The sequence below is a fragment of the Paraburkholderia aromaticivorans genome, assembly GCF_002278075.1.
Taxonomy (GTDB): Bacteria; Pseudomonadota; Gammaproteobacteria; order Burkholderiales; family Burkholderiaceae; genus Paraburkholderia; species Paraburkholderia aromaticivorans.
Genome location: NZ_CP022990.1, coordinates 224,700 through 239,302, shown reverse-complemented (window position 1 = coordinate 239,302; position 14,603 = coordinate 224,700). Strand labels below are relative to the sequence as shown.

Here is a 14,603-nt window from a genome sequence, read left to right as displayed (position 1 = left end):
ACGGTGGAACGCGCTGGCCGGCTGTCGCGTCTCGCACCACGTGACTCGGGCCGGCGCCTGACGACTTGACGACTTGACGACTTGACGAGCGGTGAGCGGTGAGCGGCGTCAGTCTGCTTTCTTCGGACCGATTCCCTGCACCAGCAAGGCCACGGCATGCCGGGCGACTTCCTCGCCGCCGATATTGCGGCGCATCGGATCGTTGCGCCACAGTTTTGACGTGGCCAGCGGCAAGATCGTCAGACCCAACAGCGTGACGAACACGAGCGCAGGCTCCAGTCCGGCGTTCAGCCGCCCCTCTTTCTGCCAACGGGCGATAGCCGAGAGCGACGCCTTCTGATGCGCGTCGCCGAAGCGTTCATGCATACGCTGGCGCAGCAAGCCGCCGTCGCTGATGACTTCGCGCACCCACAGCGACGGGAACCACGGGTTGTCGACGGCCACCTGCACCATCCGCTGCGTGAGTTGCGTGATCGCCGCCACCGGATCGTCGGGATTTTCCTGGAACGGCACGCCTAGCCCCGCGCGCAGCGGAGCGAAACGCTCGTCGATCAGCACGTCGAGCAACTGATCTCGCGTCTTGAAGTAGTAATGCACCATCGCCGGAGTGAAGCCGGCCTCACGGGCAATCTCCCCGAGCGTGGTGTCGACGATGCCCTGCCGCGCGAACAGCGCGAGCGCGGCGTCTAGCAGACGGTTGCGCTGCTCGACGCCACGCGCAACGCCGGAAGGCCGCCCCGGCCGCCGGGCGGGCGCGGCGCCCCCGGTGCCCCCGACGCTCGTCGGCGCTTCTGCCGAGGATTCTGCCGGCGCATCTGCCGCCGCTTCAGCAGGCTGACTGCGCGCGGCACCCGGTTTGCGAACCCTCACGGCGGCCGGGCTATCCGGCGCGCGCTGCACCGCTTGTTTGTCGGACGGAGTTCTTGCCATTGCACTCGATTTGACTGGTGACGCGATGTCGCATATATTAATCTCTACGTTAATTAATTTCAACGCCGGATTGCCATGGATCAATCGACCACGACTCAAGCCGCCGCGCTGACGCAGGCTCAGGTGCAGGGCGGCGCGCAGGCTGGCGATCACCCGCCCATCCGCCTGCTGTTTCCCGCACTGCTGCTGGTAATGTTGCTCGCCGCGCTCGATCAGACAATCGTCTCGACCGCGCTACCCACCATCGTCGGCGAACTGGGCGGGCTCAACAACCTGTCATGGGTGGTGACCGCGTACCTGCTCAGTTCGACCATCGTCGTGCCGCTGTACGGCAAATTCGGCGATCTGTTCGGCCGCAAGATCGTGCTGCAGACGGCGATCATCGTGTTCCTGGCGGGCTCCGCGTTGTGCGGGGTCGCGCAGGACATGACGCAGCTCATCGTGCTGCGCGCGCTGCAAGGTCTCGGCGGCGGCGGCTTGCTGGTGGTCACGATGGCCGCCATCGCGGACGTGATTCCGCCGGCTGAACGCGGCCGCTACCAAGGCGTGTTCGGCGGCGTGTTCGGTCTCGCGACCGTGGTCGGCCCGCTGCTCGGCGGCTTTATCGTCGAGCACCTGACGTGGCGCTGGATCTTCTACATCAACCTGCCGCTCGGCATCGTCTCGCTCGTCGTGATCGGCGCGGTCTTCAAGCCGCACGTTCGCCACGTGAAGCACACCATCGACTACATGGGTGCCGCATTTCTCGCCGGCGCCCTCACCTGCATCATCCTGTTCACGAGCCAGGGCGGCACGATCCTGCCGTGGTCGTCGCCGCAATTGTGGTTCACGCTGGGCATGGGGCTCGTCGCGATCTGGGGTTTCATTCACGAGGAACGCAGCGCGGTCGAACCGATCATGCCGCTCGAACTCTTCAAACAACGCACGTTTTTGCTGAGCAGCCTGATCGGCTTCATCATCGGCGTGTCGCTGTTCGGATCGGTGACGTTCCTGCCGCTGTACTTGCAGGTGGTCAAAGGCTCGACGCCGTCGCAAGCCGGCATGCAGATGCTGCCGATGATGGGCGGGCTATTCCTGATATCGATGGTGACCGGCCGGGTCATCAGCAAGATCGGCAGGTACCGCATGTTCCCGATCGCCGGTACGTTACTCGTGGCGGTCGCCATGCTGCTGCTCGCGCGCCTGCAGATCGACACGCCGATCTATGTAATGTATCTCGACATGGGTATTCTCGGCTGTGGCCTCGGCATGGTGATGCAGGTGCTGATTCTGGCGGTGCAGAACACCGTCGAGTTCAAGCATATGGGGGTGGCGACTTCGGGCGCGACATTGTTCCGCTCGATCGGCGGCTCGATCGGCGTGGCGGGTTTCGGCGCCGTGTTCTCGAACGGCCTCGCCGCGCGTCTGGGAAAGCTGATCCCGCCGGACACCGAATTGCCGCATGCGCTTGGGCCCGCCGCGATCCATCAGTTGCCGCAAGCGCTGCGCGACGATTATCTGCAAGCGTTCGCCGGCGCGCTGCACACGGTGTACCTGTCGGCCGCGTGCGTGGTGATATTGGCGTTCGCGCTCGCGTGGCTGCTGAAGGATCATCCGTTGCGCAAGCACTGATCGTGCGTTCGCTTCCGTCGAGCGCCTGATGCAAACGCTTAATGACGAGAACGACGGACGAGAACGACGGACGAGAACGGCAGACGACAACGACGACAGCAGAACGAGGCCGACCGCCCCGCGCGCCGGCCTCGTTGTGTTTCCAGCGTCGCTCCAATGATGTGAAAAAACCCTCCTGCCCAATCGTCCTGCCGGCACAGGAAGCATTTCGTCGTACCTACAAATGTTCGCTAGCGCACATAGGATAGGTAGCATCGTCGATTGACGTTCTCATCGAAACGCCACATATTGGCGAGCAGCGGCACCGCAAGCGCGGGCTTGCCGCTCAAGACTCTCCGGCGCATGTGGATCGTGATTTCCGCGGACATTGCTCCCGCATCAACATGATCCGGAACATGCCGTAATGGCATTGTTTTCCAAAGGTGGGTCACAGTATGTCCACCCAGACACTGATCGGACACAGTTTTCCGACGCCTTGCAAGCGGTGTGGCGGGGCATTGTACAGGCAAGTCGACTATTGTCCGTATTGCGGCGCGGTGCATCCGCTCGACGCGGGTCCGCACAAGCGCACCGTCATTCCCGGCAGCCGCGCGAGCGCTACGAGCAAAACGGCACAGAAGAGCAGCCTCGATCCGGCGTCAGCAGACGATACCGGCTTCGCAACACGCGCGCCGGTCGCCGGTGAATCCGTCGCTGCCCAGGCTGCGGCGCATGCATCGGCACTCGTGTCACCGGACACGCCGGCCCCGACGCTTACTCCATTGCCCAATGCGACGACCCGCGGGACCATCCCGATTCGCACGGCGCTGTATGCCATGGGGGCGGTTGTCGTAATCGGCCTGGCGTATGTCGGTTATGCGCTATTCAGCGACCGTGATCTATCGAGCGGAAGCGCCGGCCAGTCGCCCGAAAGCGAAACCATTCAGGATGCCAGAACGACGACCGGCACGATCGCACCGTACACGCCGGCCCAGTCGCCCCGTCAGGCCAACGGCGCGGACAAACCCGCGATACCGGTCAACCCCGCCAAACCGGTTCAGGCGACACCCGCAACGCCGATCGCGGCGCCCGTCAAACCCGCGGCACCCAGGTTCAGCGATGCCGAACAGGCCGTGCAGTCGGCACGCCTCGCCTTGCGGGCCAACGACCTCTCGTCTGCACAAGCCGCGCTCGGCGCCGCGCAGGCGCTGCAACCGGGCAATTCCGACGCACAAGACCTCGCGGGTGAGCTGAAACCCCTGCTCGCACGCCGCGATGCCGCGTTGCAAGCGGCACAAACATGCGCCGCGCAGCAGTCGTGGCCATGCGCGCGTCAGCACGCCAACGAAGCGCTCGCAATCGACTCCGGCAATGAAACCGCGAAGTCCATCCTCGCGCGCGTGATTCGCGAGACAGGGTGGGCGCCGCTCAACCCGCGCGCCGCGACAGGCACGGCGCCGCAAGTCAAAGCGCCGGCGCAGCAGGTGTCCCAGCTACAGGCTCCTCTTCCCCAAGGCATGCCGGCGAACAAGGACGCTGTCGTGACCGCACCGCGCACCGGCGCCGCGGCGCCCGAGAACAATAGCGCGGAAGCGCGCGAGCGCGCCATCAAGGACTCCGGCTGGAACCGCGCGAGCGCGAATGCCGCGAGGCCTGCCGCGGGCACCGCGCCCAGGCAGTGAGCGATCTTCTGGATACCGAAACATATCGTCGTTTCGGATGGCTGTCGTTCTCCCAGGCGCATGCGCTTTGATAGGTAACAGACGGACACGGCACTTGCTGCACCTGGAACATGACATGGCAAACCGGCTCTCTGGTGCTTCGCCCGCGTTGACGGGCGAAGCTGTACGAACCTGACCGATAGGTAGATAGACCATGCTGAAGAGACTTGTGGGGGGATGGCTGGGGCTGGCGTTGATGGTCGTATCTTCGCTGGCCTGCGCGGAGCCGGCGCACTACAAGATCGTCACCGGTCCAGAGCGGGGCACGTATATCCAGATCGGCCAGGATCTGTCGAAATGGGTGGCGCAGCCAGCGGGCATCGATCTGGAAGTGGTGGCATCGAAGGGTTCGGCCGAAAACGTGCAACGCATGCGCTTCGAGCCGGGCGTCAAGCTCGCGCTGGTGCAATCCGATGTGTACCAGGCCTATATCGACATGGCCAACGCAGGCAATGCCGACGCGGGCACGGCAATCCGGCCGCTGCGGCTCATCATGCCGCTCTATGACGAGGAAATTAACGTCGTGGTGCGCGCGGATTCGCCGTTGAAGACTTTCGCCGATATCAAGGACAAGAGCATCAGCGTGGGCCTGATCGGCAGCGGAACCGCGCAGTCGGCCACGACGCTTTATCACCTGATGTTCGGCCAGGCGATTCCCGAGCAGAACGTGCAGCATCTGAGCAACGAAGACGCGCTGGCGGCGCTGATCGTGAAGAAAGTGGACGTGGCGATCATCGTGGTCGGCCAGCCGGCAAAACTGTTCAACGACATGAACCCCGAATTGCTGCAACAGATCCGCCTTCTGAAGGTCGACCAGGCTGCGCCCGAAACCGCCCGCGCCAAACAGACCTATTTTCCCGCAACGATTCGAGCCACCAGCTATCCGAACTGGCTCAAGGAGGATGTCCCCACGCTGACCGTCAAGGCCTTTCTCGTCACCTACGATTACGGTTTGCGCGATACCGTCGGCAACCTGAATCACTTTGCCGACTCGCTATGCGCCAACTTCGACAATCTTCAGGAGCACGGCCATCCGAAGTGGAAGCAGGTGAAGCTCGAGTTGCCGACTCTCGTGCGTGGCTGGAAATACTACTCGCCGGTCGAAAAGCATTTGCGCGCGTGTCTTGCGAACAAGAGCGCGGCGATCAACGCCACGGCGGCCCAGGCCGCGCCGAAGCCGCGCCCCACGTGTTCGGATCAGGAGAGACTGCTTCTGCTTTGCAAGTAGGTTCCGCGGCGCGGCACGCGCACGCTCCGGCGCGCCGCCCGCCGCGACCGACCTATCCGGCGGGCTGACCGGTCGACTTCGGCGGCGCTGAGCCGAAGAACATCGCCATGAACTTGTCACGGCCGATCACGCGAACCAGCTCGGCAACCAGACAATAGATCGCGATCAGCGTCACGAGCAGAATCTGGATGGCCCAGAAATGCGGCCAGTTGATATCGGCGAGCAGCATGCGGTTCGCGGCGGCGACGCTCGGCGCCTCTTTCCAGTACTCGTAAAGACGCTCCAGGTAGTGGACGATCAAGGCGACGACCGTATAGATCACCGTCTTCCAGCCGATATTCCAGATCAGCGGCTTTTGGGGAAAGTGGTTGATGAACGGCAGCATGTTGGCGATCAGCACCGATTTCCCGAGAATCAGGGCGGCGATGGTCACGGAGACCGTGGTCGGCAACGTGACGTCGTAGCCTCGCGTTATCAGCGCGCGCATGATGGTGACGATGTGGAGAATCACGAAGAAGTAGAGGGTCGGCGGAAGCATCTCCATGAATTCATGCTTGATCGTGCTGGTCAGCTTGCTCATGATCCCCTCCTGACGTGGTCGGCCCAATCCCATGAACTCATGGTTCATCATAGATAGGATAGACCTTGATGACGGAGCCCGAACCCGGCTGCCGCAGCGGATCCGCATCTGGAACGGGCAGTCGCGTAACGCGCTGTACCGCTCCATTCCTCGATACAGTTTGGGCGATTTGCACGGATCCGTACCTTACTGTCCATGGCCGGATAGCCGATGCTATGCGTTCTCTCTCTTCTTACGCATGAACTCTCCGGATGGAAAAAACAACCAATGGCTGGCTGAGCGGCCTCATCGGGGTGTTGATTTTTAGCGGCTCGTTGCCGGCCACGCGTATTGCCGTAGAAGGCCTCGACCCGCTATTCCTGACGGTTGCCCGCGCGACGATCGCCGGCACGCTCGGCCTGTTGCTGTTGCTGGTGTTTCGCCAGACGCGCCCCGCGCGCCGCGATCTGATTCCGCTCGCGGTGGTCGCACTCGGCGTGGTGGTCGGCTTTCCGCTTCTGACGGCACTGGCCTTGCGGCACGTGAGTTCGGCGCACGCCGTGGTGTTCGTCGGCCTCCTGCCGCTCGCCACGGCGATCTTCGGCGTGCTGCGCGGCGGCGAGCGGCCGCAACCGGCGTTCTGGCTGTTCTCGGCGCTCGGCAGCGGCGCCGTGGTGGCCTTTGCGTTGCGTCACGGGCTCGACGCCTCGCCGCTTGGCGACGCGCTGATGCTGGCCGCCATCGTCGCATGCGGGCTCGGCTATGCCGAAGGCGCGCGTCTGTCGCGCCACCTCGGCGGCTGGCAGGTGATTTCGTGGGCGCTCGTGCTGTCGTTGCCGCTAATGCTTCCGCTCGCCTGGTGGGCGCGGCCCGCATCGTTCGACGGAGTCAGTCATGCGGCGCTCTGGGGCCTCGCCTATGTGTCGCTTTTCAGCATGCTGATCGGCTTCGTGTTCTGGTATCGCGGCCTCGCGCTCGGCGGCATTGCGGGCGTCGGGCAACTGCAGCTGCTGCAGCCGTTCTTCGGCCTGCTGCTTGCGGGACTGCTGCTGCACGAACAGGTGCCGCCCGCAATGATCCTCGTCACCGTCGTGGTAGTGGGCTGCGTGGCGGGCGCGCGGCGCTTCTCGCGCACAGCGCCGACGCGGCCGGTCGCCTGACACGCGAGCCGTCCGCGGCACGCCCGCGCTTTAGCCGGTTTTAGACGCTCGTCATGCGGGCGGCGGGTTGAATATGTCATCATTCCAATGATCGACTAACCACTGCCCCGCCGCGCAACTACGATGCCGACCGCTTTCGCACAAACCGTCGAAGCCCGCTTTGCCGAACTCACACCCACTTCCAAGCGCGTCGCCAGCTATATGCTGGCCAACCTCGAACGGCTCGGCCTCGAAACCGCCGATCAGATCGCCCAGCAAGCCGGCACGAGCGGCATTTCGGTCGGCCGGTTCCTGCGCAGCATCGGCTATCAGAATCTCGACGACCTGAAGCGCGAATTGCGCGGCGCACAGGAGCGTCCCTGGCTGATCACCGACCGGCTCGACGCGTTCCGCCGCACCGCCGGCCAGCACGACGACGCCGCGCCGGATGCGGGTTCGCCCGCCGCGCCCAATCCCGCACTCGCCCATTCGCTCGAACTCGAGATCGGCGCGATCCAGCATGTCTACCAGCTTGCGCAAGCGCCGGTGTTCGCGCGCGTGGCCGAGCGTATTTCCAATGCGGATGCCGTCTACATTCTGGGCATTCAGTCCACCCGCGGCATCAGCAACGCGTTCTACAGCTACCTCGAATACATTCGCCCGCGCGTGTTCTATTCCGACGGCATGTCGGGCTCGTACGTCGATTCGCTGAACTCGGGATTCGAAGCGCCGTATCTGATCGTCACCGACACTCGCGCCTATTCGAAGGTCGCGCGCCGCTATTGCGAAGCCGCCTCACGCCGCGGCCTGCCCTTTGCGCTCATCACCGACATCTACTGTCCGTGGGCGCGCGAATTCGACGGTGATCTGCTGCAGGTGAAAACCGACGTCGGCCAGTTCTGGGATTCGCTCGCGCCGCTCACGTGCCTGTTCAATCTCCTGATTTCGGCGATCGTCGAACGACTCGGGCCGAATCTCGACGAACGCGTGGCCCGCAACCGTGAACTGCAAAGCGAATTCGACCAGTTCGACGACCTCTGACGCCCTTCGCGTTCTTCGCTCCATGACTGGCCATCGGCTCATCGCGATCACACGCGGCAAGCATGGCGTCGACATCGACCGCGCCCAGGGGACGGCGCGCAATCTCCCCGCAAGAGGCGCAGCGACCGCATGCCGTGGCTGGGCGTGATGGACGGCGCGGACCGCTGCGCCCGATGTAAGCGGCCGACTGTCAGGAAAACGGGTATCCTCACCGGCTCGTTCAGAAGGAGGATCCATGAAGTTGTCCATTTGCCTGGCTGCCGCTGCCTTGACCCTCTCTGCCGGCGCATACGCCCAGACTTCCCAAACCTTCCGTTTCGGCGAAGGCCAAAGCGCGCTGCCCTCAGGTCAGGCGCGTCCCGCGCCCGCGCCTCGCGCGCAGGTTCAGGAGCCGACAGCCGCGCCGCCCGACGAACAGCACGTGCCGGCGTCACCAGCCGGATCGAAACATAAGGTGAAGCATCACCGGCATCATCGCGGGCATGTGACACAGCCGGATACGTACTCGCATAACTGAGTGCCGCGACGTTGGCCGTGCGCCGATCGCGGCTCGACATCGCGGCTCTACGTCGCACCGATTTTTGACTCGCTTTAAATTCGCGCGCGCGGCGGGCATAGTAAAACGTATCCGCAGACTTATCGCCACGACAGGAACACGTATGAGCACCACCTGCCCCGCGCCCTCTGTTTCGGGCCCAGCGCGCGAAGCCGTCCCGCTGATTCGCGACGCCACCGAAGCCGATCTCCCCGCGATTCAGGCGATCTATGCACACCACGTGCTGACCGGCGTGGCTTCGTTCGAAGAAGTGCCGCCTTCCGTCGACGACTTGCGCACGCGGCTCGCCTCGGTACGCAGCCACGGGCTGCCATACATGGTGGCGCAGATCGACGGCGAAGTCGCCGGCTATTGCTACGCGACGCCTTACCGTCCGCGCGCCGCGTATCGCAACACCATCGAAGATTCGATCTATGTGAACGACGCCTATCGCGGCCGGGGCCTCGGACGCGTATTGCTCCAGGCGCTCATCGAGCGCTGCGAGAGCGGCCCGTGGCGCCAGATGGTCGCCGTGATCGCCGACGGCGGCAGCGGCGGTTCACTCTCGCTGCATACGCAGTTGGGTTTCGAATTGACGGGCACGCTGAAGGCGGTGGGCTTCAAACACGGCCGCTGGCTCGACACGACATTGATGCAGCGCACGCTCGGCAAGGGTGACTCGACCTCGCCGGACGACGTTGCGCAAAGAGGCGGCTGAGACGTTACGCCTGCTACATCTGAAGGCCCGGCGGTGTACGGCGCCGTCCGGCTTTCAGGTGCGGACGGCGAGCCGCCCGCGCTAAATAGTCCGGACGCAGGGCCGTAGGCATAAGCCAATACCCGCGGAAACTCCCTTCATGGGCCGGCATCGGGCGAGCGCGCTGGCAGCCACGCGCGCCGCCGCGCTAAAATCGCGCCATGCCCAACACGCCGCCTCCAGTCCCGCCGCTGCCCGCCGATTCCGGCGACCCGGCCAGCGCCACGCCGCGCAACGAATACACCGTCGACGAACTCGCGCGCGTCACCGACACCACCGTGCGCAACGTGCGCGCCTATCAGGACCGGGGACTGCTCGCACCGCCGGAAAAGCGCGGCCGCGTCGGCGTGTATGACGACACGCACGTGTCGCGCTTGAAACTGATCAACCATCTGCTCGCCCGCGGCTACACGCTCGCCAACATCCAGGACCTGATCATGGCCGTCGACGAAGGCCATGATCTGCGCTCCATTCTCGGGCTCGAAACGGCGATCGGCGGGCGCTGGTCGCGCGAGCGGCCGAAAAAGTACTCGCTGATCGAACTGCTGCAAATGTTCGGCGACAAAGCCTCGCCGAACGCGCTCGGCAAAGCGGTCGATCTCGGCCTGCTGGAGCGCGACGGTCTTTCCTTCGTGTCAGCCAGCCCGACAGCGCTGGCCGCCGGCGCCACGATGGCGAAGGAAGGCATTCCGCTTGCCGACCTGCTCGACGCCGTGGGCGTGGCAAGGCCGCATTTCAACGCGGTCGCCAAGGCGCTGGTCGATCTGGTGGTCCGGCAACTGGACCGTTACGACGAAGGCGCGCTGCCTCCGCCCGCCGACGTGCCCGCTCTGGTCGACGCCATCTGGCGCGTGCGGCCGCTTGCTATGGTGCTGGTCGAAAGCGAAATGAACCGCGCGCTCGAAGAAGCCTCCGGCGATTATCTGGGCGACCGCGTCGCGGCCATCATGGCAAAGAAACTGGGCCATCCCGCCGAACCCACCGCGGCGGCGAAGAAAGACAAATCGAAGAAGTAACCCCTTGCGCGCGCTCTCGCCGGCGTTCGTGCTGAGGCACGCCAACCGGTGCGGCGAGACGCTCGCGCCCGCTGCGCCCTGTTCCGGTGCGTCATATTCAAATCTGCATTGCTTCGTTTGAACGGCGGGAGGTCCATGCGACGATCCCCGAACGTCGCCGCAACACGTTTTCAGCCGTCTCCGCAAGCTCTCCTCGTGACTATCGCGAACGCGCGGAACACGCTGACCACGAACGGCGTCCACACCAATCGAACGCAATGGAGATTCGCAGGATGGCCCGTCACACCGGTTTTTCGCTTCAACTCGCCGCCGCTTTGCTGGCGGCATTCACGACCTTGAGCGCCACCGCGCAAACCGGCGGCAACGCCGGCGAGACGGCCAGGGTACTACGCATCGGCTATCAGAAATCAGGCTTGCTCGCGGTGCTCAAGGCCCAAGGCTCGCTCGACGAAAAGCTCAAGCCGCTGGGCTACAGCATCAAGTGGTTCGAATTTCCGGCAGGACCGCAACTGCTCGAAGCGTTGAACGCCAACAGCATCGACTTCGGCTACACGGGCGCCCCGCCGCCGGTGTTCGCGCAGGCAAGCGGCGTGCGCTTCGTGTACGTGGGCGCGGAGCCCTCGGGACGACACGCCGAAGCCATCCTCGTCAAAAGCGACTCGACGCTGCACGGCGTGGCCGACCTGAAGGGCAAACGCGTCGCGCTGCAAAAAGGTTCGAGCTCCAACTATCTGCTGCTCGAAGCGCTCAAGAAAGCAGGCTTGCGCTACGAGGATATTCGTCCGGTGTACCTGCCGCCCGCCGACGCGCGCGCCGCCTTCGAAAGCGGCAGCGTCGATGCATGGGTGATCTGGGACCCGTACTACGCATCCGCGCAGCAGGCGCTGAAGGCACGCACGCTGGCGGACTACGGCGAACTGAACGCGCCGTACAACTTCTATGAAGCGACGCGCGACTTCGCCCAGCAACATCCCGATGTCATCGGCGCGATTCTCGGACAGTTGCGCACCGCGGGTTTGTGGGTCAATGCCCACCCGGTGGAAACCGCCGCGCTGATCGCGCCGAAGGTCGGTCTCGACCAGAAACTGGTCGAAACGTGGGTGCGCCGCTATCCGTACGGCACCACGCCCGTCACCGACGAGATCGTGCATTCTCAGCAGATCGTCGCCGACGCGTTCTACGGCGCCAATCTGATCCCGCAGAAAATTACCGTGAAAGACAGCGTCTGGAAGAACCGCGAAGTCGCGGCGGCCCTGGCCGCAAAGTAAGCCGCAGCGTGCATCCGTTCCTAGAGTCGGGCGTCTAACCGCCTCCTTGCGCGATCCGTTACCAGTCTCTATTGTTACACTAACAAATGTAACAGTTAAGAGAGTAAAAAGGAGACGGATCGGATGAACGCACGCATGCTGCCCCATGAGACCGCGGCGCCGGACGCGTCCGCGCCCATCGAGACCGATATCGCCATCATCGGGTCCGGGTTCGCCGGCCTCGGCATGGCGATCCGCCTGCGCCAGGCCGGCATCAGCGACTTCATCATCGCTGAAAAGGCCGATTCCGTCGGCGGCACGTGGCGCGACAACCATTACCCCGGTTGCGCGTGCGACGTGCAATCCCACGTCTATTCGTTCTCTTTCGCCCCGAATCCGCGCTGGACCCGCATGTTCGCGCGTCAGCCGGAAATCCGCGCCTACCTCGAGGACTGCACGCAGCGTTTCGGCGTGCAGCGGCATCTGCGCTTCGGCCATGAACTCGCGAGCGCGACTTACGACGAAACGCGCCACCGCTGGCAGCTGAGCTTCGCGAACGGCCAGCAATGGTCGGCACGCGTGCTGATCTCGGGCATGGGCGGCCTGTCGCGCGCGGCCATGCCGGATATTCCCGGCATCGAGAATTTCAAGGGCAAAGCGTTCCATTCGCAGCACTGGGACCACAGCTATTCGCTCGAAGGCAAGCGTGTCGCCGTGATAGGCACCGGCGCGAGCGCGATCCAGTTCGTTCCGCAGATCGCGCCGCGCGTCGCGCATCTCGACCTGTTCCAGCGCACGCCGCCGTGGATCATGCCGAAGGCCGACCGCCGCGTGAAGCCGCTGGAGCAATGGCTGTTCAAACATCTGCCGTTCACGCAGAAGATCATGCGCTCGGCGCTCTATTGCATGCTCGAATCGCGCGCGTTTGGTTTTGCGATTCACCCTTCGCTGATGAAGACAGCGCAAAAAGTCGCCGAGCGGCATCTGCGCCGCCAGGTGCGCGATCCGCAATTGCGCGCCACGCTCACACCCAGCTACACGATGGGCTGCAAGCGCATCCTGATCTCGAACGACTACTTCCCCGCCGTGTCGCGCCAGAACGTTTCGGTGACGAGCACCGGCATCGCCCGTATCGAGGAAGACGCGGTCGTCACCACCGACGGTGCGCGTCATCGCGCCGACTGCCTGATCTTCGGCACCGGCTTTCAGGTGGCCGATCCGTTTCCGCGCGGCGTGGTGCGGGGGCGCGGCGGTGTCGATATCGTCGATACGTGGCGCGACGGCGCGCATGCGTACCTCGGTACGACATTGCCTGGTTATCCAAACTTCTTCATGATCGTCGGACCGAACACCGGCCTCGGCCATAACTCGATGGTGTTCATGATCGAGTCGCAGGTCGAATACATTCTTCGCGCACTGAAGGCGATGAGCGCGCAGCGCGCCGATGCCATCGAAGTGCGTCCGCAAGTCGAGCGCGCGTACAACGAACAGATCCAGCAGAAACTGGGCCGCGCGATCTGGTCGACCGGCGGTTGCAAGAGCTGGTATCTCGATCCGAAATCCGGCAAGAACACCACGCTGTGGCCGGGATTCGCATACAGATTCCGCCAGGCCACCAGCACGTTCAGCATGGGCGATTACCTCGCGTATTCGTCCGCGCCGCGGCCGGCAAGCGCGCCGGTGATGTCGCAGCCCCCCGTGCAGGCGCGCGGCGGCGCGACGGCGTCGGCGGAAGCGGGCTGACAGGACATGACGGTCATGACAGGGCGCCGTTCAGGGAGAACAGCAACGAGTTTGCACGGGACTGGAGTGAGGCGCTGAAGCGCTAGCTCTGCCCGACTGCTACTGCATGGGAGACAAGCCAATGAAAAACTTTACCGACAGAGTGGCCGCGATCACCGGCGCAGGCTCAGGCATGGGCCGTTCGCTCGCCATCCAGCTTGCCCGCGAAGGCTGCCACCTCGCGCTCGCGGACCGCAATGCCGCAAGCCTTGCCGAAACCGCGCAGCTTGCGCAGGCCGCGGCACCGCAGATCGTCGGCTCGCCGCTGCGCATCACCACCAAGGTGCTCGACGTCGCGGACCGCGCCGCCATGTTCGACTGGGCCGCCGAAACCGCCGCGCAACATCAGCGCGTGAACCTGGTGTTCAACAACGCGGGCGTCGCGCTGTCGAGCACCATTGAAGGCATGGACTACGCCGATCTGGAGTGGATCGTCGGCATCAACTTCTGGGGCGTGGTGCACGGCACGAAGGCGTTTCTGCCGTATATCAAGGCATCGGGCGCGGGTCATATCGTCAACACGTCGAGCGTGTTCGGGCTGTTCTCCCAGCCGGGCATGAGCGGCTACAACGCGACCAAGTTCGCGGTGCGCGGCTTCACCGAAGCGCTGCGCCAGGAACTCGACCTGATGAAGTGCGGCGTGTCCGCAACCTGCGTGCATCCCGGCGGCATCCGCACGGCAATCGCGCAATCGAGCCGTATCTCGCCGAACATGGTCGGCTTCATGCTGGAAACCGAACAGCAAGGCAAGGACGACTTCGAGAAGTTCTTCATCACCACCGCCGACGAAGCGGCCCGCGTGATTCTCGAAGGCGTGCGCAGGAACAAACGGCGCGTTCTGATCGGACGCGACGCGCGGGCCGCCGACTGGCTGGCGCGCACGTTGCCGGCGGCCTATCAGGCGCTCGTGGTGATGCAAACGCGCCGGATGAAGCGCATCGCGGAGAAACGCGCGCGGCGCGCCGCGCAACTGGACGGCAAGCGCGCCTGATGCGCCGCCCTTTGCGCGGCTTCCCGCGCGCCCGCTACGTTGCCAGCCGCGCCATGCACACCACCCG

13 protein-coding genes are annotated in these 14,603 nt (G+C 64.3%); 11 read left to right on the top strand and 2 right to left on the bottom strand.

Annotated features, from left to right (window positions below):
* Positions 1–108: 108 nt before the first annotated feature.
* Positions 109–930, bottom strand: a complete 822-nt coding sequence (locus CJU94_RS20860) for a TetR/AcrR family transcriptional regulator (protein ID WP_208645415.1) — start codon at positions 928–930, stop codon at positions 109–111.
* A gap of 75 nt (positions 931–1,005) precedes the next feature.
* Between CJU94_RS20860 and CJU94_RS20855 the strand changes: the two genes are divergently transcribed.
* The 3 genes from CJU94_RS20855 (at position 1,006) to CJU94_RS20845 (ending at position 5,469) form a co-directional block, all read left to right on the top strand.
* Complete coding sequence (locus CJU94_RS20855) at positions 1,006–2,541, top strand: MDR family MFS transporter (protein WP_208645396.1); 1,536 nt, start codon at positions 1,006–1,008, stop codon at positions 2,539–2,541.
* A 497-nt stretch (positions 2,542–3,038) separates the two neighbouring features.
* Positions 3,039–4,202, top strand: coding sequence for a hypothetical protein (locus tag CJU94_RS20850; protein ID WP_244221040.1), 1,164 nt, complete (start codon positions 3,039–3,041; stop codon positions 4,200–4,202).
* A gap of 193 nt (positions 4,203–4,395) precedes the next feature.
* The gene (locus CJU94_RS20845; RefSeq protein ID WP_095420624.1) at positions 4,396–5,469 is read left to right on the top strand and encodes a TAXI family TRAP transporter solute-binding subunit; all 1,074 of its coding nucleotides are present in this window, start codon (positions 4,396–4,398) and stop codon (positions 5,467–5,469) included.
* 52 nt (positions 5,470–5,521) lie between these two features.
* On the opposite strand, the gene CJU94_RS20840 is transcribed toward CJU94_RS20845, so the two are convergent.
* Entirely contained in the window at positions 5,522–6,049 is a 528-nt protein-coding gene (locus CJU94_RS20840; protein WP_095420623.1) for a hypothetical protein, read from the bottom strand.
* 251 nt (positions 6,050–6,300) lie between these two features.
* Between CJU94_RS20840 and CJU94_RS20835 the strand changes: the two genes are divergently transcribed.
* The 8 genes from CJU94_RS20835 to CJU94_RS20800 all read left to right on the top strand — a co-directional run bounded on the left by CJU94_RS20835 (position 6,301) and on the right by CJU94_RS20800 (position 14,536).
* The gene (locus CJU94_RS20835; protein ID WP_095420622.1) at positions 6,301–7,188 is read left to right on the top strand and encodes a DMT family transporter; all 888 of its coding nucleotides are present in this window, start codon (positions 6,301–6,303) and stop codon (positions 7,186–7,188) included.
* 123 nt (positions 7,189–7,311) lie between these two features.
* A complete protein-coding gene (gene sapR, locus CJU94_RS20830; protein WP_095420621.1) occupies positions 7,312–8,208 on the top strand; it encodes a sap1 transcriptional regulator SapR in 897 nt (298 codons plus the stop codon).
* A 235-nt stretch (positions 8,209–8,443) separates the two neighbouring features.
* Positions 8,444–8,725, top strand: a complete 282-nt coding sequence (locus CJU94_RS20825; protein ID WP_095420620.1) for a hypothetical protein — start codon at positions 8,444–8,446, stop codon at positions 8,723–8,725.
* 142 nt (positions 8,726–8,867) lie between these two features.
* The gene (locus CJU94_RS20820; RefSeq protein WP_095420619.1) at positions 8,868–9,461 is read left to right on the top strand and encodes a GNAT family N-acetyltransferase; all 594 of its coding nucleotides are present in this window, start codon (positions 8,868–8,870) and stop codon (positions 9,459–9,461) included.
* Positions 9,462–9,661: 200 nt separating this feature from the next.
* Positions 9,662–10,516, top strand: a complete 855-nt coding sequence (locus tag CJU94_RS20815; protein WP_095420618.1) for a MerR family transcriptional regulator — start codon at positions 9,662–9,664, stop codon at positions 10,514–10,516.
* A 272-nt stretch (positions 10,517–10,788) separates the two neighbouring features.
* Positions 10,789–11,784 (top strand): sulfonate ABC transporter substrate-binding protein, encoded by a 996-nt coding sequence (locus tag CJU94_RS20810; protein ID WP_095420617.1) that lies wholly within the window; start codon positions 10,789–10,791, stop codon positions 11,782–11,784.
* A 123-nt stretch (positions 11,785–11,907) separates the two neighbouring features.
* The gene (locus tag CJU94_RS20805; protein ID WP_095420616.1) at positions 11,908–13,506 is read left to right on the top strand and encodes a flavin-containing monooxygenase; all 1,599 of its coding nucleotides are present in this window, start codon (positions 11,908–11,910) and stop codon (positions 13,504–13,506) included.
* Between the two features lie 121 nt (positions 13,507–13,627).
* Entirely contained in the window at positions 13,628–14,536 is a 909-nt protein-coding gene (locus CJU94_RS20800; protein WP_095420615.1) for an SDR family NAD(P)-dependent oxidoreductase, read from the top strand.
* Positions 14,537–14,603: the final 67 nt, after the last annotated feature.

Bases quoted from the DNA above. Each gene is read 5' to 3' on its own strand.
- CJU94_RS20860 (WP_208645415.1), bottom strand. From the start codon at position 930: ATGGCAAGAACTCCGTCCGACAAACAAGCGGTGCAGCGCGCGCCGGAT.
- CJU94_RS20855 (WP_208645396.1), top strand. From the start codon at position 1,006: ATGGATCAATCGACCACGACTCAAGCCGCCGCGCTGACGCAGGCTCAG.
- CJU94_RS20845 (WP_095420624.1), top strand. From the start codon at position 4,396: ATGCTGAAGAGACTTGTGGGGGGATGGCTGGGGCTGGCGTTGATGGTC.
- CJU94_RS20840 (WP_095420623.1), bottom strand. From the start codon at position 6,049: ATGAGCAAGCTGACCAGCACGATCAAGCATGAATTCATGGAGATGCTT.
- CJU94_RS20835 (WP_095420622.1), top strand. From the start codon at position 6,301: ATGGAAAAAACAACCAATGGCTGGCTGAGCGGCCTCATCGGGGTGTTG.
- sapR (WP_095420621.1), top strand. From the start codon at position 7,312: ATGCCGACCGCTTTCGCACAAACCGTCGAAGCCCGCTTTGCCGAACTC.
- CJU94_RS20825 (WP_095420620.1), top strand. From the start codon at position 8,444: ATGAAGTTGTCCATTTGCCTGGCTGCCGCTGCCTTGACCCTCTCTGCC.
- CJU94_RS20820 (WP_095420619.1), top strand. From the start codon at position 8,868: ATGAGCACCACCTGCCCCGCGCCCTCTGTTTCGGGCCCAGCGCGCGAA.
- CJU94_RS20815 (WP_095420618.1), top strand. From the start codon at position 9,662: ATGCCCAACACGCCGCCTCCAGTCCCGCCGCTGCCCGCCGATTCCGGC.
- CJU94_RS20810 (WP_095420617.1), top strand. From the start codon at position 10,789: ATGGCCCGTCACACCGGTTTTTCGCTTCAACTCGCCGCCGCTTTGCTG.
- CJU94_RS20805 (WP_095420616.1), top strand. From the start codon at position 11,908: ATGAACGCACGCATGCTGCCCCATGAGACCGCGGCGCCGGACGCGTCC.
- CJU94_RS20800 (WP_095420615.1), top strand. From the start codon at position 13,628: ATGAAAAACTTTACCGACAGAGTGGCCGCGATCACCGGCGCAGGCTCA.